This is a genomic window from Archangium gephyra (genome assembly GCF_049060025.1).
Lineage (GTDB): Bacteria > Myxococcota > Myxococcia > Myxococcales > Myxococcaceae > Archangium > Archangium gephyra_A.
On record NZ_JBMEQQ010000002.1, the window covers coordinates 4,864,248 to 4,884,666 of the forward strand.

Consider the following 20,419-nt stretch of genomic DNA (forward strand, 5'->3'; position numbering starts at 1 on the left):
GAGAGGGAGCAGCCCTCAGAGCCAGCTCGTGTCCGCGCGGCCCAGGCCCTTCAGGGCCTTCTCGGCCGCCTTCACGCCGAACCAGTTGGCCTCCTCGAAGAGGGCCATGCCGCCCAGGTCCGAGTGCGCGAAGTGCAGTGACTCGCCCAGGCTCTCCTGCGCCGCGAAGCGCTCCGGGCCCCAGAGGAAACCGGGCGTGGGCCGCACCATGGCATGTCCCCAGCGCATGACTTCCAGGCGCCGGGCCTGCGTGGCGATTCCCGGGTGCGCGGCCATCATGTCCGCCATCACCAGCCCCTCCCACTCGGCGTAGCCCGCGGAGAGCACCTTCTGGCGCTCGGCCTTCATGTCCAGCCCGGCCATGGGCAGGTACCAGGTGAGCACCGTGGGCCCGCGCTCGTCCATGCGCAGCGCCTGGTGCGTGGCCACCACGTAGCCCAGGCTGCGGCTCTCGTAGAAGACGTTGTCCCATGCCAGCGGGAAGCCGTGGGACTCCGGCTTCTCCGAGAGCGTCAGGTTCGCCACCACCCACGGCCCGTACTGGAAGGCGCCCAGCCACTCGGGGCGCTGCTCCCGCCACGGGGCCACCACGTGCGCCGCCACGAAGCGCGGACACGCCAGCACCACCTGCCGTGCCCGGTATGCCCTCGGCTTGCCCGTCCCCGCCTCCACCGCGTCCACCCGGCAGCCGCCCTCCACGGGCTCCACCGAGTGCACCAGCACGTCCCGCTCCACCTGTCCCGGCGCCAGCGCGGACAGCAGTTGCTTCACCAGCCGGCCGTTGCCCTCGGGCCAGCTCAGGAAGCCCTCGCTGCGCTCCCCCTTCCCGTCCTGCCTCGCGGCGAAGTACCAGATGCCCGCCCACGCCGAGACGCCCTCGGCCGTGGTGCCGTAGTCGTCCCGGCACGCGTAGTCCACCAGCCAGCGCAGCCGCGGCGAGCGGAAGCCTTCCGCCTCCATCCACCGCGCCATCGTCACCTTGTCCAGCGCCGTCCACTCGGCGTCATCGCTGGAGAGCGCCGTGGGCACCGCGAAGGCCTTGCGCCCCTTGGCGTCCCGCGCCGCCGCGAAGGCGTTCATCCTCGCCTCGAAACGCTCCAGCTCCGCCAGCTCCGCCGGGCTCGCCCCCGCGCGCAGGTAGAGGCCCTCGTACCACTCGCCCTTGTAGAAGAGGCGCTCCTCGGGCTCGCGGATGAGCAGCTCCTCGCCGTATTCGGGGTAGCCCTGCGCGTCCACGCCCGTCACCGCGCCCATCTCCCGCAGCAGCCGCGTCACCGGCCCCGAGTCCACCAGCGGGGCCGGCAGGTAGTGCGCGCCCCACGGGTACGCGGACACCTCGTTGCGCCCCGAGCGGGACGTGCCTCCCGGCTCCGACTCCAGCTCCACCACCCGCACGTCCTTCACGCCCGCGGCCGCCAGCCGCCACGCCGCGCTCAGGCCCGCCACGCCTCCGCCCACCACCAGCACGTCCACCGCCTGGGCCTCCGCCGCGCGCGGCAGCGCCCCGCCGCGCAGCTTGTGCCCCACGTCCACCGCCCGGTCCACGATGGCACCGGGCACCGGCGCGCGCGGACTCATCCGCCGGCACGCACTGGCCGCCACCGCCGAGCCGAGGAACGCGGCGACGAGCTCCGCCGCGTCAGTTCCACCGCCGCCACTCCTCCTCGTAGTAGTGGACGAGCACCTGGTTGTTCAGCCGGTTCACCTCCGCCGGCAGCGGGCCCATATCCAGGGGGAAGTGGAAGAGGCCCTCGTGCGTGTCCTCGGTGAGGAAACGCAGCCCCTCGGGCAACGGGCGGCGTGGCGGCACGGGCTCATGGCCCACCAGCACGTAGCCCCACTCGCCGAAGGAGGGCACCAGCGCGTGGTAGGGCTGCGTCCAGAAGCCCGCCGCCTTCAGCGTGGTGTCGATGCACCAGAAGGAGCGCCGGGCGTAGAGCGGCGAGGTGCTCTGGATGACGGCCACCCCGTCCGGCCCCAGCCGCCGCTTGAGCAGCTTGTAGAAGCCCGTGGTGTACAGCTTGCCCAGCGAGAAGTTGTTGGGGTCCGGGAAGTCCACCACGATGACGTCCCACGTCTCCGGCTTCTCCCGCAGGTACTCCATCGCGTCCGTGTTGATGACGTGCATGCGCGGGTCCTCCAGCGCGTGCGCGTTGAGCCTGGCCAGCTCGTCGTAGCGCGTGGCGAGCCCCGTCATCGCCGGATCCAGGTCCACCAGGGTGACGTTCTTCACCTCGGGGTACTTGAGGATCTCCCGCGCCGCGAGCCCGTCTCCGCCGCCGAGCACCAGCACCCGCTCCACCTTGCCCGCGCGCACCAGGGCCGGGTGCACCAGCGCCTCGTGGTAGCGGTACTCGTCCAGGCTGGAGAACTGCAGGTTGCCGTTGAGGTACAGCGAGAAGCCCCGCTTGCCGCGCGTCAGGACAATCCGCTGGTAGGGCGAGTCGTCGCGTGCACCACGTCGTCCGAGTACAGATGCTCCTCGGAGAAGTGGGTGAGCCGGTCGCCCATCACGAGCCCCACCAGCAGGAAGAGGCTGAGCGCCACGGCCTTCACCCGCAGCCGCATGGGGTGGGCCAGCACCGGCGCCAGCAGCCACGTGCTCCACAGCCCCACCAGCGCGTTGAGCAGCCCGAAGAGCAGCGAGGTGCGCACCAGCCCCAGCTTGGGCACGAAGAGCAGCGGGAAGGTGATGCTCGCCGCCAGCGCGCCCAGGTAGTCGAACGTCAGCACCTGGCTGACCAGATCCTTGAACTTGACCTCGTCCTTCAGGATGCGCAGCAGCAGGGGGATCTCCAACCCCACCAACGTGCCGATGACCAGCACGTTGCCGTACAGCGCCACCCGGAAGACGTCCGTGAGGGCGAAGGTGAGAAAGAGCATCGGCGCGCACAGGCCGCCCACCAGGGCCACCCCCAGCTCGATTTCCACGAAGCGCTGGGGGACTCCGCGCTCGATGAAGCGCGAGAGCCAACTGCCGATGCCCATGGCGAACAGGTAGGTGCCAATCACCGTGGAGAACTGGGTGATGGAGTCGCCGAGGAGGTAGCTCGCCAGCGCGCCGGCGATGAGCTCGATAGATGAGCCCACACGTGGCGATGACGAGGACGGTGCAGAAAAGGAGCGTCTTGTTCAAAGCGGGGACTGCCTGCCGCGGGGCATCAGCCCGAGATGGCCGCGGCCACGATGATGGCCAGGCCGAGAATGAAACAACCCATCACGATACCGAGCGCCGTGTTCTGGTCGACCTCGATCTCCTTGTGCACGTCGAAGGGCATGATGAGCCGGAAGACGAACAGGCCCGCCACGAACACGGCCAGACCCACCAGCGAGTACACGAGACTCGCCAGCAGGTTGTCCAGGTTCACCACCACAGCCAGGACACCCAGGAACATCACTTCCCTCCCATGAAACCGCCGGTCCAGGTTCGCACGCCGCCGCCGCGTGCCACCGCCTGGCCACGCTGCGAACGGGTGAAGGGCTCACAGCCCGTGAATGCCACCACTGCATAGATGAGGACGATGACTCCACCGATGAACTTCATGGACACCCTCTCTCAATCATCGGAGCTGGAACCCAGGTTGCTCTCCGCCCAGCGCGCCGATTCGAAGCTGGAGGAGCGGAAGAAGGCCAACGCGGGCCCGATGAGCAGCAGCACCAGCGCGGTGCAGAACCAGGTGCCGCGCGGTTTGTCGCTGACGAGCGTCACTTGATAGCTCTGCCCCATGGGCGGCCGGCCGTCGAAGAACGCCGTGGTGCGCAGCACGTAGCGCCCCGGGGGCACCGCGGACAGGTACTCCGTCTCCGTCTGGCCGCCCTCGCTCCACGAGCCGTCCGAGTCGCTGCCGGAGTAGTAGCTCACCTCGTCGTAGAAGCTGATGACCTCGCCGGTCTGCTCATTGACCAGGTCTCCCTGGACGCCGAGCCAGGAGTTGCGCACCGGCGCCACCAGGGTGGCCTGCACGTTGCCCCGCTTGCGGACTTCGAAGGGCTCGCTGAAGTGCATGGCCGTGGGCGTGCCGGACTGCGCGTCCGGCTCCAGGCGCACCTGCTGCGTCAGCACCGTCCGCTTGTCGGCCATCACGCTGACGACGAGGAAGACGGCGAGCAGCGCCATCGCCCAGATGCCCGTCCACGTCCAGGTGGCCGTGCTCGAGTGCGGGTTGGGCTGGCTGGGCGCGATGCCATGGGGCGTGGGCAGGGGCTCCTGGAGATTGAAGGCCTGCTTGATGACCTCGGGCGCCAGGTACTCGCCGAGCGTGTACGACACCTCGTTCTCGGTGCGGTCCACATTCACCGAGAACGGCGGCGCCACGTACTCCTCGGCCTCCGCGCTCTCGCCGGCCTCGACCTCCCAGTAGAACTCGCCGAGCACCGTCTCGGTGACGGCCGTCACGCTCTGGAAGGCCCGGTAGCGGCGGCTGTCCAGGTGCGCGGCGACGCCCGGGGCCACCGCCACGTCGCCCGCGGGCAGCGGCTCGAGGACGGTCCAGTGCCCGTTGGACTGCATCAACCAGATGAAGCCGCGCTGCCGGTTGAAGAGGAGGTACTCCTCCCACGGGTAGCGGACGCCCTCCACCGTGCACGAGCGCACCAGGAAGCCGATGCACACCCACTCGGCGTCCCGCAGCTTGCCCTTGGCGCCCAGGGGAATGAGGGGCGGGTGGTCCGGCTTCTCCAGGAGCTGGAGGAAGGCCAGCTTGCCCCGGCTCGCGTCCAGCAGCGCGCCGCAGAAGGGGCAGGCCACGCGCCTGGTGCGGTCCGGCGCGCGCAGCTCCAGCGGGCCGTTGCACTGGGTGCAGCGCGCCTGCTGCAGCGCCACCTTCTTCACCTTCGGCCGGAGCTGGTCCGGGGAGATGCCCAGTTCCGTCAGCTTCAGCTTCTTGCCGACGTAGACCTCGGGCTCGCTCGTCCCGTCGCCGAAGTCCAGCGTGACGAAGACTCCGCCGGGGCCCGTGGCGTCCACGTAGCGGCTGTCCACGGTCGGGTCCACGTCACTGGGGAGCTGACCCGCGGCGGACACCACGTGACCGTGCCCGATCTCCTCCACCACCAGCCGGTGGCCCTGAAGGGAGAAGCGTTGGCCGGGCTCGAAGTCCTCGGGCGACAGGTCCGGCGCGGTGCCGGAGGCGAGCAGCAGGTGGAAGGCGCCCTCGGACTCGGAGAGCCAGCCGGTGCGCCCGTCGTCGAACTCGACGTACCACTCGTCCCAGGGCCCCGCGCCGTGGTCCTTCTGCAGGTGGCCCACCAGCCGGTAGCCGTCGCGGCCGATGCGGCCCTCGGCGTTGAGCTGGAGGGGCGAGTCGGTGTCGACGATGGCGCCAATCTTCCCGTGCGCCTCGAGGTGTTTGCCCTGCCGGGCCACCACCGTCTGGCAGTGGCCGCACACCACCACCAGCGCCGTGCCCGCGGTGAACTCGACCGGAGCCCCACACGAAGGACAGTTGCCCTGCGTCACGCCTCCACCCCCCGGGGCAGCTCACGGACGCGGCAGGAGGCCGCGCCCAGGTGCCGCGCCACCAGTGCCTCGAAGTCCGGGCGCTGACGGGTGCGGCAGCAATAGACGTTGAGCGCGGCGAAGCCGTGCTCGGGAAAGGTATGGACGGCGAGGTGGCTCTCCGCCAGCAGCGTGAGGCCGGTGATGCCTCCCGGCTCCGGGAACACGTGCCACTGCGGCTGGCCTATCACCTTCAGCTCCAGCAGCACGATGAGCTCCTCGAACAGGGCCGCGAGCGCAACCGTGTCCTTCAGGCGCTCCGGCGGGCACCCGCATACATCCACCAGCCATTCCTGTCCGGTCGTCAGCGTCCGTCCTCCCCTTCGAGCCCCACCTTCTACCATGAGGCCCACCCCTGTGTGTGCTGGAGAACGGACGGGCCCGGCCCTGGTACGCTCGGGGTCCGCATGCCTCGGAAGGACCCCGCTCCCCTCCCCCCTCCTCCCCCTCCAGCCGAGGGGGTAGGCCCCGCCGCCAACACCCTCCAGCCGCCCGCCACGGGCGCGGTGGCCCGGCTCCTGCGCTCGCTGCGCGGACTGCCCGAGGCGGTGCGTGCGCCGGGCCCCGGGAGCACGGGGCTCGCCGGCTGGTTCAAGGCGGAGACACCGCCCCCCACGGACATCACGGCCCGTTTCCGCGAGGTGCACCAGCGGGTGCGCGAGGGCGAGCCGGTACTGCCGGACGAGGCCCGGCGCCACCAGTACCTGCTGGTGAAGGGGATGATGGGGGACGAGGTACCCGGCTACCTGGAGGACAACCAGGCGCGACTGGAGAAGCGGGGGCTGGAGACGCGCGAGGTGGCGGTGGACACCGAGGGGCGGCTCACGAACAACGTGAAGGTGGTGCGCGAGGCGCTGCTGGATGCCATTCACTTCGGCCGCACGGTGGTGCTGGTGGGCCACAGCAAGGGGGGCGTGGAGGCGCTGAGCACGCTGGCGCTCTACCCGGAGCTGCGCCGGCACGTGCGGGCGGTGGTGACACTGCAGTCGCCGTTTGGCGGCTCGGTCATCGCCAATGATCTGGTGACGACGCCCTCGCTGCGGCGGCTGCTGGACGTGACGTTTCCCACGCTGTTCCAGGGGGACGCGGGCTCGGTGGAGGACCTGTCGTACGCGCGGCGGATGGAGTTCGTGCGCCAGCACCCGTACCCCGCGGACATCCCCACGGTGTCCCTGGCGACGTCGCGGCTGTCGAGGCGCTCGTTGATGCGGCCGCTGTGCGCCTACGTGCAGGAGCGCTACGGGTGGGCGTGCGACGGGCTGGTGAACGCGGTGGACGCGGAGGTGCCGGGCTCGCGCGTGGTGCGGCTGGACGACATGGACCACGCCGAGGCGGCCCTCACGGGCCTGCCCGGCTTCTCCAACTACTTCCCGAGCGACCTCACCGAGACGATGGTCGCCCTGGCGCTCGAAACGCGGCCCTGAGCCTCACGCCGCCGCGGTGCTGGCCGCGGCGGCCGCCGGAGCGAAGCGCGCCATCACATCCCCCACGTACACGTAGGACAGGTACGTGGGAGACGTCCTCGCCTCGCTCTGGCGCAGGCGCCGGAGGGCCTCGCCCACGGAGAGGTGCTTCTCCCGCAGGTCGGACACGAGCTGCTCCACCGCGTTGCGTGCATGCGCGTCCTGCACGGGCCACAGCGGCGCGATGAAGCCCGCGAAGGACTCGCTCACGAACGTCTCGGCCCAGCCCCCGATGCCTCCGAGCATCTCGGTGGCCGTGCCCACCTCGCAGGCGTTGAAGATGACGAGCGGCCGCGACTTCTGGCCCAGCATCACCATGGAGTTGCGGACCTCGAGCGTCCTCAGCTCGCCATCCTCCAGGTACACGCAGGAGGGCGACACCTCGTTGTTCGGGCTGTACTTGCCGTGCCCGGCGAAGTGCACCACCCCCACGGTGGGCGCGTAGCCTCCGCCCAACAGGTTCATCACGGGCTGACGCCTTCCCGCGACGCGCACCGCCCGGAAGCGCTTGGAGAGCTGCCGCGACTCCTCCTGCGCCTGCGGCAGGGGCGCCAGGTGCGGATGGAACTGGTAGTCCGGCGCGATGGTGATGAGGTGGTCCCCGTGGGTCAGCCGCGCCGTCATCGACGTCTGGTAGTCGAGCAGCCACCGCGCCACCGGATGATCCATGCACAGCAGCTCCGCGTCCGGCACATCCGAGGGCGCCATCAGCTCCCAGGGGATGTGCGGATCATCGGTGATGAACTGGATGGGGAAGCCCGGCCCGTACTCCTGGCGCAGGGCGCGAAACGTCTCGCGGAAGGCGTTGGGCGTGCGCTGGTAGAGCAGCTTCCCCAGCCCGAGGAACCAGGGGTAGTGGTCCCCGGAGCGCAGCTCGCGCGCCGTGGCGGCCACGCTCTGGAAGAAGGCGGACGGGTCCGAGCCCAGGTCCAGGTCTCCCGAGAGCCGGGCCGGCAATCCCTTGCACGGCACCGACACGTGGAGCATCCAGTACAGGCGCCGCGGATTGCTCTTGTCCAGCCGGTGGATCTGCACCGTCAGGTGGGGCTTCTGGGCACCGGCCTCGAGGGCGAACGTCCCCTTCCCCGCCTCCGCCTCCCGCGCGGACGCGGGCGTCACACCGGACGGTGGCGTGGAGGAGGAACGCGAGGAGGACGGATCCGCGCCGCCCGAGCCGGAGGACTCGATGGGGATGCGCCTGCGGGCCGCGCCGCAGAAACGCCCCCCGTACTCGAAGGTGGCCACCACGGTGAGCTCGCCCGAGGCACCCGGGTTGACGGTCCCGGTGAGGGTGGCGGCGATGGAATCCTCGTTGCGCCGCACCAACACCACGCCCGTATCCGCTCCAGGGCGGAACGTCATCTCCGAGCAGAGCAGCCGGACCTTGATGGGAAGCTCCTGCCAGTCCGTCGCCAGTCCGGCGAGCGTGACGCCCGCGGACTCCGTCTTCGCGCCCACCTCGGCCAGCGACAGGTCCACTGTCAGGGGAAGCGCCTGCCCCGCACGCGCGGGCACGATCGGCTCCACCGAGGGGTAGCGGGTGATGGCCTGCCCCTCGTCCTCCTGGGCCGGAGGCTCGCTCGGCGCCGGCGCGGGCTTCACCAGCCCGGCGTAATGAACCGCGGGCGCCGCTGCCTTCTCATCACTCCGGTTCTGTTCCGGGGTGTGGAAGCTCACCAGTTGCTCCACCACGTCCTCCTCGTCCTCCGGCAGCTCGCCCGCGCGGTGGAAGACGGCGAAGACGTCCGTCACGGGGATGACCTCGGGGCCTCCCTTGACGCTCACGCGGTACAGGGCGGCTGGCAGCGGAGGCAACTCCCCCACGTGGAAGCCATCCGCATTCCGCGCGAGCTCCACCGAGAAGGTCTGCTGCGTCTTCACGTTGGTGGCGTAGGCCCGGAGCGAGACCGGCTCGGCCGAGGGGCGGACGCGAACCGTCACCGGCTCGTCGTGCGCGTACGCGTCCTCGATGTGCAGCGAGAGCTGCTTGGGAGCCAGCTCCGGCGCCCGGTACTTGCTGAGGTTGATGTCCTGGCCGGTGAGCACCCCCTGCACGTGGGCCAGCACCTCGACGGCATTCTGCAGCGAGGCGTGGGACGTGGGGCTGTACATGACCCGCGCATGGTGCCGCTCCTCCAGCGGAAAGGCGGAGACGCGCGGCACGGTGCCATCACCGCCGTTGTCCGTGCCGTCCGGGTCGCTGTGGAGCATCTCCAGCGCGCCGGACGCGGAGACACGCACGCCCTGCAGCGTGGGCTGGAAGGTGCCCACCACGGGATGGAGGTTGTAGCCCTGCTCGAGGTACGCGGAGCTGCGCGAGTTGGCCAGCATCGCGCTCTCGATCTCCCGCTGGAAGGCGAGTCCCTGCGCGGCCCGGATGGGGTCCAGACCGCCGATGCCCTGCGCCTCGCCCGGACGGACGACGCGCCCGTCGGGCATCTGCACGCACGGGTAGATGGGCAGCAACTGGTACGCCGCGGGCAGCGAGCGCACCATCTCCGTCAGGTCGAAGAGGTTCAGCGGCCCCAGGTCCTTGCGGAAACCCAGCGCGAGCGCCTGCAGCGCCATGAACGAGCCGCGGTGGGGCGTGCCGAAGGTGATGAGCGCGCGGGTGTCCTTCCAGCCTCCGAGGCACTCGAGGAAGTAGCGCGAGACGACGCCGCCCATGGAGTGGCCCACGAGGATGAGGCGCGCGTCGGGATGGCCCCCGTGGCTGTTGCGCCACGCGTGGAGCCAGCGCGGAGCCTGCTGGGCGAGCCGCTTCGCGGTGAAGCGGATGTCGCGCCGCCAGTCGTAGGGGAACTCGAAGAAGTTGGCGCCCGGGATGAGGCCGAGCTGGCTCACCAGCGTCTCGGCCACGCGGGTGTAGCCATCCACCTTCCAGAAGCCGGGAAGGAGGTGCGTGTCGGGGAGCATGGCGGTGGCTTCCACCCCGTCATCGGCGAGCTCGCCCCCGCTGTCGGACTTCAGGGTGAGGGACTTCACACTGCCGGCGCCGCTGAAGAGCGCGCGGAAGATGGCACTGCCGGACAACCCCCAGATTTCCTTGCCGTCCCGCTTGAGCACGCTGCCGAGCAGACCCGGCAGCAGAACGACGACATCCTTGATGACGGCGGCCATTGCTTCCTCCAGAGAGGGACACCCACCCCCAGGCGCTCTACGCTCGAGCACCGGGAGAACTGACGATAGCGGGGATTCTACGGTTCCCTCCCCACGAGCCGGATCACGGCAACGGTACGGGATTGAACGCTTGGGGCACACGTGCGCGCTTCTGAACACCGGTTCAGCGCGGCGCATTCCTCTACGCCCCCGTTGCGAGCCTCCGTTCGCTCTGTAGGATGCCCGCCCCATGAGCAATCGACTCCTGAAGACCGGACTCCTGCTTCTCGCCCTCACCGCCTGCTCCAAGGACAAGGAGAAGCAGGCCGAGGGCACTCCTCCCACGGGCTCGACGCCCCCCGCGGCCCAGCAGACGCCGCCCACCACGCCGCCCGCGCCCGTGCCCGTGATGCCTCCGGCGGACCCGCCGACCGCCACCGAGCCGAAGGTGCACGGCTCCAGCCCGGCACCCCGCTCGCGGCCTCCCGCGGAGAACCCGGGCCCCTGGCAGCAGAAGGCGCTGCAGGGCCAGGAGCTGTTCGCCACGATGGAGACGAACCAGGGCACCATCGTGTTGAGGCTCTTCTCGAAGGACTCGCCGCTCACGGTGGCGAACTTCGTGGGCCTGGCCACCGGTGAGCAGACGTGGACGGACCCGAAGACGAACGAGGTGAAGAAGGGCACGCCGCTGTACCAGAACATCATCTTCCACCGCGTCATCCCGGACTTCATGATCCAGGGCGGAGATCCCCTGGGCCAGGGCACGGGCTCGCCGGGCTACAACTTCGAGGACGAGGTCCAGAACGGGCGGACGTTCGACAAGGTGGGCCTGCTGGCGATGGCGAACCGGGGACCGGAGACGAACGGGAGCCAGTTCTTCATCACGACGTCGATTCCGGAGCACCTGACGGGCCGGCACACCATCTTCGGCGAGGTGGTGAAGGGCTACGAGGTGGTGGAGGCCATCTCGAAGGTGCCGACCGCCGGGCCCAACAGGCCGGTGAAGGACGTGGTGGTGAAGAAGGTGAAGATCACCGCCGAGCAGCCCAAGTAATGAGCCACGCGATGAGACGGATGCATACGCGCCTGGGCGAGCTGGACTGCCAGGTGGTGGATGCGATCCCCGAGGGAGCGAGCCCGGAGCTGGCGGTGGTGCTGTGCCACGGCTTCGGGGCGCCCGCCTCGGACCTGGTGCCGCTGGCGATGGAGCTGGTGGAGCTGAAGCCGGAGCTGGGCGCGAAGGTGCGATTCGTGTTCCCGGCGGCGCCGCTGTCGCTGTCGGCGATGGGGATGCCGCACGCGCGGGCCTGGTTCCACCTGCCTCAGGAGGTGCTGATGGGGCAGGAGCGCGACTGGGACAAGTTCTCGGTCGCGACGCCCGAGGGGCTGGCCCAGGCGAGGCGCGGGTTGATGAGCCTGCTGTCGGCGCTGTCGGCGGCGACGAAGCTGCCCTATGGGCGGATCGTCCTGGGCGGGTTCAGCCAGGGCGGCATGGTGACGACGGACGTGGCGCTGCGGCTGGAGGAGGCACCGGCGGGGTTGTGCATCCTGTCGGGGACGCTGATCTGCCAGGACGATTGGAAGCAACGGGCGGAGAAGCGCACGAGCCTGCCGGTGCTGCAGAGCCACGGGCGCGTCGACAACGTGCTGGCGTACGGCCAGGCGGAGCGGCTCCGGGATCTGCTGACGGGCGCGGGACTGTCGGTGGAGTTCATCCCATTCAACGGACCGCACACGATCGCCCCGGAAGTGCTGGAACGGATGGCGGAGTTCCTGCACACCCGGCTCACGAGCCGTTGAATCACATCCCGGCCCCGAGGAGGCAGCCATGTATCGCGCGAAGGAACTGACGGTGGCGACGCGGGGCCGGGGCTTCTACGACATCACGGGCGAGGTGCAGCGAGCGGTGGAGGAGAGCGGTGCGCGGGAAGGTCTGTGCACCCTCTTCCTGCACCACACGAGCGCCTCGCTGCTGTTGTGTGAGAACGCGGACCCGGACGTGCGGAAGGATCTGGAGTCCTTCTTCTCGCGGCTGGTGAAGGACGGGGACCCCCTCTTCCGCCACGACGCCGAGGGCCCCGATGACATGCCGGCGCACGTGCGCACGGTGCTGACGCAGAACTCGCTGAGCGTGCCGGTGAAGGGCGGCGAAGCGAACCTGGGAACGTGGCAGGGCATCTACGTCTGGGAGCACCGGACGGCCCCCCACCACCGCCGTGTCACCGTCTCCGTGGTGAGCTGAGCCCTACTCCGCGGGCTCCTGGGCCTCGAGCAGCTTGTAGAGCGTCTTGCGGTCCACGCCGAGCAACCGCGCGGCCTCGCTCTTGTTGCCGCCCACATGCTGGAGCACATGGGCCGCATACCGCCGGGACAGCTCGGCCAGACTGGGCATGTCCCCGGCCAGGCCACTGAGCTTCTTCGGCGCATCCCCGATGGGCTCGGGAAAGTCCTGGGGCCCCAGCACGCCGGTGACGTTGAGCGCGAGTGCCCGGGCCACCACGTTCTCCAACTGCCGCACATTCCCCGGCCAGTCGTACGCGGTGAGCCGTGTCATGACCTCGGCCGTGACCACGGGCGCCGCGCCGCCCCGGGCATGCAACGCGGCGAAGTACTCCACCAGGGCGGGGATGTCCTCGCGCCGCTCGCGCAGGGGCGGCAGGTGCAGGTGCACCACGTCCAGCCGGTACAACAGGTCCTCGCGGAACAAGCCCTCGGCCACCCGCGCCTTCAGGTCCTTGTTGGTCGCGGCCACCACGCGGACGTCCACCTTCACCGGCGAGCTCTCTCCGACGCGGCGGATCTCCCCCTCCTGCAGCGCGCGCAGCAACTGCGCCTGCACCTTGGGCCCCACGTCCCCGATCTCATCGAGGAACAACGTGCCGCCGTGGGCCTCCTCGAAGACGCCGCGCCTGGCGCCCGAGGCTCCGGTGAACGAGCCGCGCGCATGGCCGAACAGCTCGCTCTCCATGAGGGACTCGGCGATGGCGCCACAGTCCACGGGGATGAAGGACCCACCCGAGCGCGGCGAGCGCCGGTGCAGTGCGCGCGCGACCATCTCCTTGCCCGTGCCCGTCTCGCCGGTAATCAGCACCGGCACCGAGGTGGCCGCCGCCCGGGCCACCTGCTTGTAGACCTCGAGCAGCGCCGGGCTGCGACCCACCATGGAGCCGCGCTCCACCTGCTTGCGCAGCGAGCGGTTCTCCTCCACCAGCCGCTTCTGCTCCAACGCCCGCTTCGCCACGCGCACGATGGCGTCCACGTCGAAGGGCTTGGCGAGGTAGTCGAAGGCGCCCTGCTGGATGCTGTCCAGCGCGCCCTCGATATTGCCGAAGGCCGTCACCACGATGACGGGCGTGTCCGGCAACTGCGCGCGCACCTCATTGAGCACGGTGAGCCCATCCCCCGCGTTGGGCATGGCCATGTCGGTGAGCACCAGATCGAACGGCCCCTCCTCCGTGAGCCGCGTGCTGGCCTCCTTCGGGTGCGAGGCCTGGAGCACCTCGCCGAGCATGCCGAGCAGGCGCTTAAGCAAGTCCCGCGCGTGGGGATCATCATCGACGACGAGGATACGGGCGGGACTCATGTACCGACTCCGCGGACAGGGGGCGCGGCCTCGGCCGCGAGAGGAAAGCGGACCGTCACCCGGGTGCCCGCGCCCGGCGCCGAGCGCACCAGCAGCACGCCACCGTGGGCATCCACCAGCCGCTTCGTGGTGGCCAGGCCGAGCCCATGCCCGGGAATCCCCCGGGTCTCCGGGGCGCGGAAGAAGGGCTGGAAGAGCTTCGCCTGCGTCTCCGGGCTCATGCCGGCGCCGGTGTCGGCCACCTCCAGCACCGCCTCGCCGCCCTCGCGTGCCACCTTCACGGAGACACGCGCCTCGGGCCGGCCCGCCGTGTACTTCACCGCGTTGGACAGCAGGTTCTGCGCGATGAGCTGCAACAACTGCGAGGGACACGGCACCTTCACGCCGGACTCCAGCGAGCGCTCCAGCGCCACGCCCTGCGCGGCGGCCGTCTGGCTCACCTCCAGCAGCAGCGTGCTCACCGCCGTGTCCAGCTCACCCACCGTGGGCTCGCCCCGCGTACCGGCGCGGCAGAAGCGCAGCAGCGCCTCGATGAGCTCGCCCATGCGCACCGCGCTGGACTCGGAGAGCGACACCAGCTCCAGCGCCTGCGCGTCCTTCACCGCCCCCGAGCGGCGCAGCAGCGTGAGGTACCCTTTGAGCGGCGACAGCGGCCCCATCAAATCGTGCGCCACGCGCCGGGTGAAGGCGTCCAGCTCCTGGTTGCGCCGGTCCAGTTCCTCCATCTGCGCCTGGATGGTGGCCTCCTGCCGCCCGAGCACCGAGGTGATGCGCCAGCCCACTCCGAGCGACACGAGCACCGCCAGCAGCGTCACCCCGCCGCCGAACGCGAGGTTGCGCGCGCGCAGCGCGGCCAGGTGGCCCAACAACAGCCGGGCCTCGTCCGCATTCTCCCGCGCGAGCTGCCCCGCCAATCCGTCGATCTCCTCGGCCAGGGGGCGCACCTGCTCCACCAGATGGTGCCGGGCCTGCTCGGCCTCCTGCCGATGGGAGAAGACCGCCGCGGCGCGCACCTGCTCGGCGAGCCGGGTGCAGGCCATGTTGAAGCGCTGCCACACCACCAGCGTGTCGCCGCGGGGCACGTCGCGCGTGTACTCCTGGGTGGCCTCGCGGATGTCCGCGAGGATGTCCTCCATCACCTCGTCCGCGGCCTGCCGCTGCGGATCATCCGTGGCGCGGATGTGGGCCTCGATGGCGGACTCCAGCGAGAGCGCGTCCACCCGGATGCGGCCGATGAGGCCGGCCCGGTCGAGCGCCTCCTGGACGCGCTCGGCCACCTGACGGCTGCTGCGCACCTCCGTCCAGAGCGTCACGCCGGCCACCGCCGCCAGCAACATCACCGCGAACAGGAAGCCGGCGCGGTAACCCCGGATGGACGCGGGAGAAGCTGCACGGACTACCGGCGGGCATCGTCGGGGACGGCGCCTGCGAGGGCTCCTGCGAGGGCTGGGGCTGACTGCGACGCCGGGCCCGGGAGAGCGCCGTCTGGTACCACACGTCCTCCGACTCCTCCTGCAGCGCCGTCAGCTCACGCTGCCGGGACACGAGCTGCGCGTTGTGCTCCACCAACGAGTGCCGCACCGCCGCCGCCCGGCCCAGCTCCTCCTCCAGGAGGTGGGTGAGCTGCACGGAGTCGGCGCGCTCCTGGGCCGCCGCCTCGAGCGCACTCTCCGCTTCGGCGAGCCTGACCGCGAGTGCTTCCGCACGTTCGCGCTCTTCCTGATACTGCCGCTGCCAGCGCTCCACCTCCACCGACATCTGGGGCTGAGAGGACACCCGCGGGGTCGCGCATCCCACCCCCAACCCGCCCGCTGCCAACGCGATGAAGAGGTACCGCATGCCTTCGCTCCCGTCCTCCGGACACGCGGCATGCGTCTCCGGGCTAGACCGGGCTCTACTGTCTCCGGCTGACATGGCCAGCATCCCCAAGACAGGCGGTGTCGTCAAAGACCTCCAGCGCTTTCTGGGGAGGGCGCCCCCAGGCCGGGCAGGCGGAATGGGGAGAATCTCCGCAACCCCGCGGCACCTTCCCTCGGGGGCGGCCCTGGCACGGCGGGTGCTCAGTGTCCATCACGCAACGCCGCAATGCCGCGACGTTTCGTTGCTGCTCGGAGAATCCACATGAAGAACATCATCGCCGCCATCGCCCTGACCGCCTCCATGTCCGCGTTTGCCTCTGAGCCCGTGAAGGCCGAGGCCAAGCCGGCCGCCCCCGCCGCCGCTCCCGCCGCCCCGGCCGCTCCCGCCGCCGAGATGAAGGCCGAGGCCAAGCCGGAGGCCATGAAGGCCGAGGCCAAGCCGGAGGCCATGAAGGCCGAGGCCAAGCCCGAGGTGAAGAAGGCCGGCAAGAAGGCCGAGAAGAAGGCCGAGACGGCCGCCGAGACCAAGTAGTCCTTCCGCTTCGTCTTGATGCACCGAGGGCGCCACCCTTCGCGGGGAGGCGCCCTCGCCGTTTTCCGGGGCACGCAGCCGGAGGACACCGTCTAGCCTGGAGGCGGATGCGCCTCGGGTTCCAGGAGCTCCCGCTCGCGGATGCGCGTGTAGTGCACGACGGCCTCCGCGATGGCCCGGTTGAAGCACTGCACGAGGACGCGCACCTCCTCCACGCGAAGGAGCGCGTGTCCCCGCTCCTCCACGAAATCGTAGATGCAGTCGTGCAGGGCACCGTACTCCCGCACGATGTTGGAGAAGCTCGAAGCCGACGCGGAAGCGTTGCTCGCCGTGTTCCCAGCCCAGGGGGCCCACCCGGTGCGTCTTCGGCGCCTGTCCTTCCTCTTCGCGGCGCAGCGCGGCCACCACCTCGCGCAGGAAGTCCGGAATGTGGTCCGCCAGTTCCGGCCTGGAGAGAGGACCGGGAGCATGGTCTTGCTGAACCCGCTCCAACCAGCGTTCGAAGATGTGCTCCGCGCCGGCCTCCATCATATCGGCGATGGTCTTCATGGTGCCCTCCCGCGAGTGCCTGGGAGAACGTTGGTACCTGTGCGGCGTTCTGTCCCGGCGGAGGGCCCTGATCCATGGGTCAATCCCAGGCTGGATGCCCGGCAGGCAAGGTGGCGGGGGCTCTCCGGCACCTTCGGTCCATCGGACTGTTCCGCGGTCCAGACGGGCTCCCTGGGGTGAACCCGGCCCCCTACCTTCAGGGACGCCATGGGCACTTCCGGAGACAGAGACGCGGCAGGAGCGAGTCACGGCCAACCCCGTCCGAGCTGGAAGAAGCTCATGGCCGAAGCCCGGGAGCACTTCGGTGTGGAGGAGCTGCGGCCCGGCCAGCAGGAGATCATCGAGGCCCTGTTGGACGGCGAGGACGTGCTGGGGGTAATGCCCACCGGCGCGGGCAAGTCGCTGACCTTCCAGCTCCCCGCCCTGCTGCTGCCCAGGGCCACCGTCGTCGTCTCGCCGCTGCTGGCGCTCATGCGGGACCAGCACGACAAGCTCTCCGAGGCGGCGGTGGACGTGGTGAAGCTCGACTCCACGCTCACCGCGCGCGAGGCGGACCAGGTGGCGCGGGAGGTCCGCCGCGGCGAGCACGAGCTCATCTACGTCACGCCCGAGCAGCTCGAGAAACCCGAGCGCCTCGAGGCGCTGCGCAAGGCGGGCGTCTCCCTCTTCGTCGTGGACGAGGCCCACTGCGTCTCCCAGTGGGGGCACGACTTCCGCCCGGCGTTCCTCGCGCTGCGCGACGCCGTGCAGCAGCTCGGCCGGCCGCCCATCCTCGCGCTCACGGCCACCGCCACCCCCCAGGTGCGCGAGGACGTGCTGCGGCAGCTCGGCATGGAGCGGGCCCGGGTGGTGAACACCGGCATCCAGCGCGACAACCTCTTCATGGAGGTGGCCCGCACGGTGAACCCCGAGGCCAAGAAGGCCCGGGTGATGAAGCTGCTCCAGCAGGAGCAGGGCACCGGCATCATCTACACCGCCACCGTCCGCAAGGCCGAGGAGGTGTGGCGGTGGCTCGAGGCCGCCGGCATCCCGGCCGCCCGCTACCACGGCCAGATGAAGACGTCCGAGCGCGAGGAGGTGCAGCAGCGCTTCATGGAGAACGGCTACCGCGTCATCGTGGCCACCAAGGCCTTTGGCCTGGGCATCGACAAGCCGGACATCCGCTTCGTGGTGCACTGGCAGTTCCCCGACTCGCTGGAGAGCTACTACCAGGAGGCCGGACGCGCGGGCCGTGACGGCGAGCCGGCGCGCGCGGTGCTGCTCTACCGGCTGGAGGACAAACGCATCCAGAGCTACTTCCTCGGGGGCAAGTACCCCCGGCGCGAGGAGTCCCAGGCGCTCTACTCGGTGCTGCGCGAGCTGTGGGCCCACCGCCAGGGCAAGCCCGTGTCCCTCAAGGTGCTCACCGAGGCCTCGGGACTGCCGGCCAACCGGGTGAAGGTGCTGGCGGCACAGCTCGCCGGCGCCGGCATCCTCGAGCGCGGCCCCCGCGGGCTGAAGCAGCTGCGCGACTTCGAGACCGCCGAGGAGCTCGCCGACTACCTCACCGCCTACGAGACGCGCCACCAGAGTGATCGCCAACGCCTCCAGCAGATGATGCGCTACGGGCAGACCACCGGGTGCCGCTGGCGCCTGCTCGGCGAATACTTCGGTGAGCCGGAGCACGTGGACTGCGGACACTGCGACAACTGCGAGGAGCGCGCCGCCGGCCACTTCGACGCAGCCAGTCCTACACGCATCGCCACACCTCCCGCACCCGCGGCGAACCCGGGGGGTGCGGTGTAGCTGGAAAACGGTACGCAGGAAGAAACGGCGGCCGGCGTCATGCGCCTCTGTGTCCGGGGCCACTTCACTGACGCCATCGATGTAGCGTCATGGATCATCGTGTACGCCCGGAACCGGAAGGTTCTGCTAGCCTGCGCCCGGCCCCTCATGTCCTCGCTCGAAGCCACCGCCACCGCCATCAGCCGGCCGCACGCGCCCAATCTCATCCCTGGCTACCGCTTGGAGCGCCTCGTCGGCGCCGGCGGCATGGGAGAAGTGCACAAGGCCACCCAGCTTTCCCTGGGCCGCACCGTCGCCGTGAAGCTGCTCAACCAGCAGCTCGCCCAGGACGAGAGCTTCGTCGCCCGCTTCCAGAAGGAAGCCGCGGCGCTCGCCACCCTGCACCACCCCAACATCGTCTCCATCGTCGACAAGGGCAGCACCGCGTCCACGTACTACCTGGTGATGGAGTTCGTGGACGGGGCCTCGCTGCGCGAGCGGATGCGCGCGCCCGAGCAGGACCCCCAGGAGACGCTGCGGGTGATGCTGCAGATCTGCCGGGCCATCGAGTACGCGCACGGCCGCGGCGTCATTCACCGGGACCTCAAGCCGGAGAACATCCTCTTCGACGAGCAGGCCGGCGACATCCCCAAGGTGACGGACTTCGGCCTGGCCTCCTTCCTCGAGGACACCAGCACGCGCTTCGCCCTCACCGGCACCCATATGGCCATGGGGACGCTGTCCTATATGGCGCCCGAGCAACGGGTGGATGCCAAGAACGCGGATGGGCGCGCGGACATCTTCGCGCTCGGCCTCATCCTCTACGAGATGCTCGTGGGCGAGCTGCCCGCGGGCAGCTTCGAGGCCCCCTCGCGCCGCAAGCCGAAGCTGGACTCGAGGCTGGACGGCATCATCGCGCGCTGCCTCAAGCAGCAGCCCGCGGATCGCTACGCGAGCGTGTCCGATCTCATCCGGGACCTGGAGCCGCTCGCCCCGAACTACACCACCATGCGGCCGGCGAAGCTCAACCGGATGCAGCGCATGGGCCGGGCCGTGCGCAAGGCGGTGCGCGTCCTCCTGCAAGGCGTGGCCACGCTGCTGGTGCTGGCCGCGGTGGGCGTGTTGGGCCTGGCGTACTGGCAGGCCACGCACAAGAGCGTGGTGATAACGCCGGGCAAGGCACTCACCGCGGATCTCGGACCGGCCTCGGCGAAGCGCCTGGAGGGGCGGTTGACGTCCTCGGACGGCGAGCCGCGCAAGGTGACGCTGGGTGAAGGGCCCGACAAACCCTCGCTGCTGGTGTCCGGCCGTCCCCTCGAGCCCGATGACAAGAAGCTCGTCTTCACGGCCGTGGAGGGCCAGTCGCGCGTGGGCCTCATGCGCGTGGACCTGCCGGGCATGAAGGGCGACACCGCCCGCCTGGTGGCCCGGGTGGACACCCTGCGCCGCGAGCCCACGTTCCTCGAGACGCTCCGGCAGGCCGTGCTCCACAATCCCCTGCCGGACTCGCAGGTCGCACTGCTGCTGCTCGAGGAAACCAAGCAGCCCGGCGATCCGAAGCGGTACGTGGCCCTGGTGTATGGCGGGGCCGATGTCCCCCTCCGGCTCGAGTGGAGCCTGGGAGAGAAGCAGGGCACCATGCTGGGGCCTGATTCCCCCGAAGGCCCCGTGGAAGCTCGAGCTGTCCGTGGACGAGGAAGGTGCCCTCGTCGCCTTGCTGGGTACCAAGGGAGACAAGCGCCCCATCTTCGAGCCCCTCCAACTGGGGCTGAACTGGCAGGAGTTGCGGTTCGGCGGCGCCCCCGTCCCCGCCCTCGGCTGCATCGAGGGCATCTGTCAGGCCGAGAACTTCAGCTACCAGGTCAAGCCCGCGCCGCCCAAGCCCGCCGCCGTGGCCTCGGCGCCAGCGCCCGCCCGGGTGGAGGCAGCCAGGGCGGTTGCTCCGGCTCCCGTCAAGCGGCCCGCCCCGAAGCCCGCGCCCAAGCCCGCCCCTCCACCCAAGGGAAAACGGAAGTGAGCAGGAGAGAGGCCAACCGCTGCAACTGGATGTGGCCTCACCCGGGGGATTGAATT

At 70.2% G+C, this 20,419-nt stretch carries 18 protein-coding genes and 2 pseudogenes; 7 read left to right on the top strand and 13 right to left on the bottom strand.

Going from position 1 to position 20,419, the window contains the following annotated elements; translation table 11 throughout:
- Positions 1-15: 15 nt before the first annotated feature.
- The 7 genes and pseudogenes from ACN28I_RS21165 to speD form a co-directional block, all read right to left on the bottom strand.
- A pseudogene (locus ACN28I_RS21165) lies at positions 16-1,649 on the bottom strand (FAD-dependent oxidoreductase).
- Complete coding sequence (locus ACN28I_RS21170; protein WP_420943773.1) at positions 1,640-2,332, bottom strand: hypothetical protein; 693 nt, start codon at positions 2,330-2,332, stop codon at positions 1,640-1,642. The pseudogene ACN28I_RS21165 and the gene ACN28I_RS21170 overlap by 10 nt, the downstream one beginning before the upstream one ends.
- Positions 2,333-2,418: 86 nt before the next feature.
- Entirely contained in the window at positions 2,419-3,090 is a 672-nt protein-coding gene (locus ACN28I_RS21175; RefSeq protein ID WP_420943774.1) for a hypothetical protein, read from the bottom strand.
- 71 nt (positions 3,091-3,161) lie between these two features.
- Positions 3,162-3,389, bottom strand: coding sequence for a DUF350 domain-containing protein (locus tag ACN28I_RS21180; protein ID WP_420948687.1), 228 nt, complete (start codon positions 3,387-3,389; stop codon positions 3,162-3,164).
- A gap of 5 nt (positions 3,390-3,394) precedes the next feature.
- A complete protein-coding gene (locus ACN28I_RS21185; protein ID WP_420943775.1) occupies positions 3,395-3,544 on the bottom strand; it encodes a hypothetical protein in 150 nt (49 codons plus the stop codon).
- A 12-nt stretch (positions 3,545-3,556) separates the two neighbouring features.
- Positions 3,557-5,458 carry a DUF4178 domain-containing protein gene (locus ACN28I_RS21190; RefSeq protein WP_420943776.1) on the bottom strand — a complete coding sequence of 634 codons (1,902 nt, stop codon included), beginning with the start codon at positions 5,456-5,458 and terminating at the stop codon, positions 3,557-3,559.
- Complete coding sequence (speD, locus tag ACN28I_RS21195; RefSeq protein ID WP_420943777.1) at positions 5,455-5,781, bottom strand: S-adenosylmethionine decarboxylase; 327 nt, start codon at positions 5,779-5,781, stop codon at positions 5,455-5,457. The genes ACN28I_RS21190 and speD overlap by 4 nt, the downstream gene beginning before the upstream one ends.
- Before the next feature lie 123 nt (positions 5,782-5,904).
- Here speD and ACN28I_RS21200 point away from each other — a divergent pair, with 123 nt between their 5' ends.
- Entirely contained in the window at positions 5,905-6,921 is a 1,017-nt protein-coding gene (locus tag ACN28I_RS21200) for a lipase (RefSeq protein WP_420943778.1), read from the top strand.
- A 3-nt stretch (positions 6,922-6,924) separates the two neighbouring features.
- On the opposite strand, the gene ACN28I_RS21205 is transcribed toward ACN28I_RS21200, so the two are convergent.
- Positions 6,925-10,080 carry a lipase/acyltransferase domain-containing protein gene (locus ACN28I_RS21205; protein ID WP_420943779.1) on the bottom strand — a complete coding sequence of 1,052 codons (3,156 nt, stop codon included), beginning with the start codon at positions 10,078-10,080 and terminating at the stop codon, positions 6,925-6,927.
- A 229-nt stretch (positions 10,081-10,309) separates the two neighbouring features.
- On the opposite strand from ACN28I_RS21205, the gene ACN28I_RS21210 reads away from it, so the two are divergent.
- Genes ACN28I_RS21210 through ACN28I_RS21220 form a run of 3 tightly spaced genes read left to right on the top strand, consistent with a single transcriptional unit; the run spans position 10,310 to position 12,301 of the window.
- Positions 10,310-11,113, top strand: a complete 804-nt coding sequence (locus ACN28I_RS21210) for a peptidylprolyl isomerase (RefSeq protein ID WP_420943780.1) — start codon at positions 10,310-10,312, stop codon at positions 11,111-11,113.
- Positions 11,114-11,124: 11 nt separating this feature from the next.
- Positions 11,125-11,859 carry an alpha/beta hydrolase gene (locus tag ACN28I_RS21215; protein ID WP_420943781.1) on the top strand — a complete coding sequence of 245 codons (735 nt, stop codon included), beginning with the start codon at positions 11,125-11,127 and terminating at the stop codon, positions 11,857-11,859.
- A gap of 28 nt (positions 11,860-11,887) precedes the next feature.
- Positions 11,888-12,301 (top strand): secondary thiamine-phosphate synthase enzyme YjbQ, encoded by a 414-nt coding sequence (locus ACN28I_RS21220; RefSeq protein WP_420943782.1) that lies wholly within the window; start codon positions 11,888-11,890, stop codon positions 12,299-12,301.
- A gap of 3 nt (positions 12,302-12,304) precedes the next feature.
- On the opposite strand, the gene ACN28I_RS21225 is transcribed toward ACN28I_RS21220, so the two are convergent.
- From ACN28I_RS21225 to ACN28I_RS21235, 3 genes are read right to left on the bottom strand one after another with little or no spacing between them, the layout of a single operon-like run.
- Positions 12,305-13,642, bottom strand: coding sequence for a sigma-54-dependent transcriptional regulator (locus tag ACN28I_RS21225; protein WP_420943783.1), 1,338 nt, complete (start codon positions 13,640-13,642; stop codon positions 12,305-12,307).
- Positions 13,639-14,862, bottom strand: a complete 1,224-nt coding sequence (locus tag ACN28I_RS21230; protein WP_420948688.1) for a sensor histidine kinase — start codon at positions 14,860-14,862, stop codon at positions 13,639-13,641. The genes ACN28I_RS21225 and ACN28I_RS21230 overlap by 4 nt, the downstream gene beginning before the upstream one ends.
- Entirely contained in the window at positions 14,807-15,481 is a 675-nt protein-coding gene (locus ACN28I_RS21235) for a hypothetical protein (protein ID WP_420943784.1), read from the bottom strand. The genes ACN28I_RS21230 and ACN28I_RS21235 overlap by 56 nt, the downstream gene beginning before the upstream one ends.
- A gap of 282 nt (positions 15,482-15,763) precedes the next feature.
- Between ACN28I_RS21235 and ACN28I_RS21240 the strand changes: the two genes are divergently transcribed.
- Positions 15,764-16,033 carry a hypothetical protein gene (locus tag ACN28I_RS21240; RefSeq protein ID WP_420948888.1) on the top strand — a complete coding sequence of 90 codons (270 nt, stop codon included), beginning with the start codon at positions 15,764-15,766 and terminating at the stop codon, positions 16,031-16,033.
- A 92-nt stretch (positions 16,034-16,125) separates the two neighbouring features.
- Here ACN28I_RS21240 and ACN28I_RS21245 read toward each other — a convergent pair whose 3' ends face one another.
- Both ACN28I_RS21245 and ACN28I_RS21250 read right to left on the bottom strand, forming a co-directional pair.
- Positions 16,126-16,320 carry a hypothetical protein gene (locus ACN28I_RS21245; protein WP_420948889.1) on the bottom strand — a complete coding sequence of 65 codons (195 nt, stop codon included), beginning with the start codon at positions 16,318-16,320 and terminating at the stop codon, positions 16,126-16,128.
- A gap of 25 nt (positions 16,321-16,345) precedes the next feature.
- Positions 16,346-16,582 (bottom strand): annotated as a pseudogene (locus tag ACN28I_RS21250) (RsbRD N-terminal domain-containing protein); the annotation flags it as partial.
- Positions 16,583-16,861: 279 nt separating this feature from the next.
- On the opposite strand from ACN28I_RS21250, the gene ACN28I_RS21255 reads away from it, so the two are divergent.
- Both ACN28I_RS21255 and ACN28I_RS21260 read left to right on the top strand, forming a co-directional pair.
- Positions 16,862-18,367, top strand: a complete 1,506-nt coding sequence (locus ACN28I_RS21255) for a RecQ family ATP-dependent DNA helicase (RefSeq protein ID WP_420943785.1) — start codon at positions 16,862-16,864, stop codon at positions 18,365-18,367.
- A gap of 147 nt (positions 18,368-18,514) precedes the next feature.
- Entirely contained in the window at positions 18,515-20,416 is a 1,902-nt protein-coding gene (locus tag ACN28I_RS21260; protein WP_420943786.1) for a serine/threonine-protein kinase, read from the top strand.
- Positions 20,417-20,419 lie beyond the last annotated feature (3 nt).

Excerpts from the sequence above, each read along its gene's own strand:
- ACN28I_RS21185 (WP_420943775.1), bottom strand. The coding sequence starts at position 3,544 with ATGAAGTTCATCGGTGGAGTCATCGTCCTCATCTATGCAGTGGTGGCA.
- ACN28I_RS21200 (WP_420943778.1), top strand. The coding sequence starts at position 5,905 with ATGCCTCGGAAGGACCCCGCTCCCCTCCCCCCTCCTCCCCCTCCAGCC.
- ACN28I_RS21205 (WP_420943779.1), bottom strand. The coding sequence starts at position 10,080 with ATGGCCGCCGTCATCAAGGATGTCGTCGTTCTGCTGCCGGGTCTGCTC.
- ACN28I_RS21210 (WP_420943780.1), top strand. The coding sequence starts at position 10,310 with ATGAGCAATCGACTCCTGAAGACCGGACTCCTGCTTCTCGCCCTCACC.
- ACN28I_RS21215 (WP_420943781.1), top strand. The coding sequence starts at position 11,125 with ATGAGACGGATGCATACGCGCCTGGGCGAGCTGGACTGCCAGGTGGTG.
- ACN28I_RS21220 (WP_420943782.1), top strand. The coding sequence starts at position 11,888 with ATGTATCGCGCGAAGGAACTGACGGTGGCGACGCGGGGCCGGGGCTTC.
- ACN28I_RS21225 (WP_420943783.1), bottom strand. The coding sequence starts at position 13,642 with ATGAGTCCCGCCCGTATCCTCGTCGTCGATGATGATCCCCACGCGCGG.
- ACN28I_RS21235 (WP_420943784.1), bottom strand. The coding sequence starts at position 15,481 with ATGCGGTACCTCTTCATCGCGTTGGCAGCGGGCGGGTTGGGGGTGGGA.
- ACN28I_RS21240 (WP_420948888.1), top strand. The coding sequence starts at position 15,764 with ATGAAGAACATCATCGCCGCCATCGCCCTGACCGCCTCCATGTCCGCG.
- ACN28I_RS21255 (WP_420943785.1), top strand. The coding sequence starts at position 16,862 with ATGGCCGAAGCCCGGGAGCACTTCGGTGTGGAGGAGCTGCGGCCCGGC.
- ACN28I_RS21260 (WP_420943786.1), top strand. The coding sequence starts at position 18,515 with ATGTCCTCGCTCGAAGCCACCGCCACCGCCATCAGCCGGCCGCACGCG.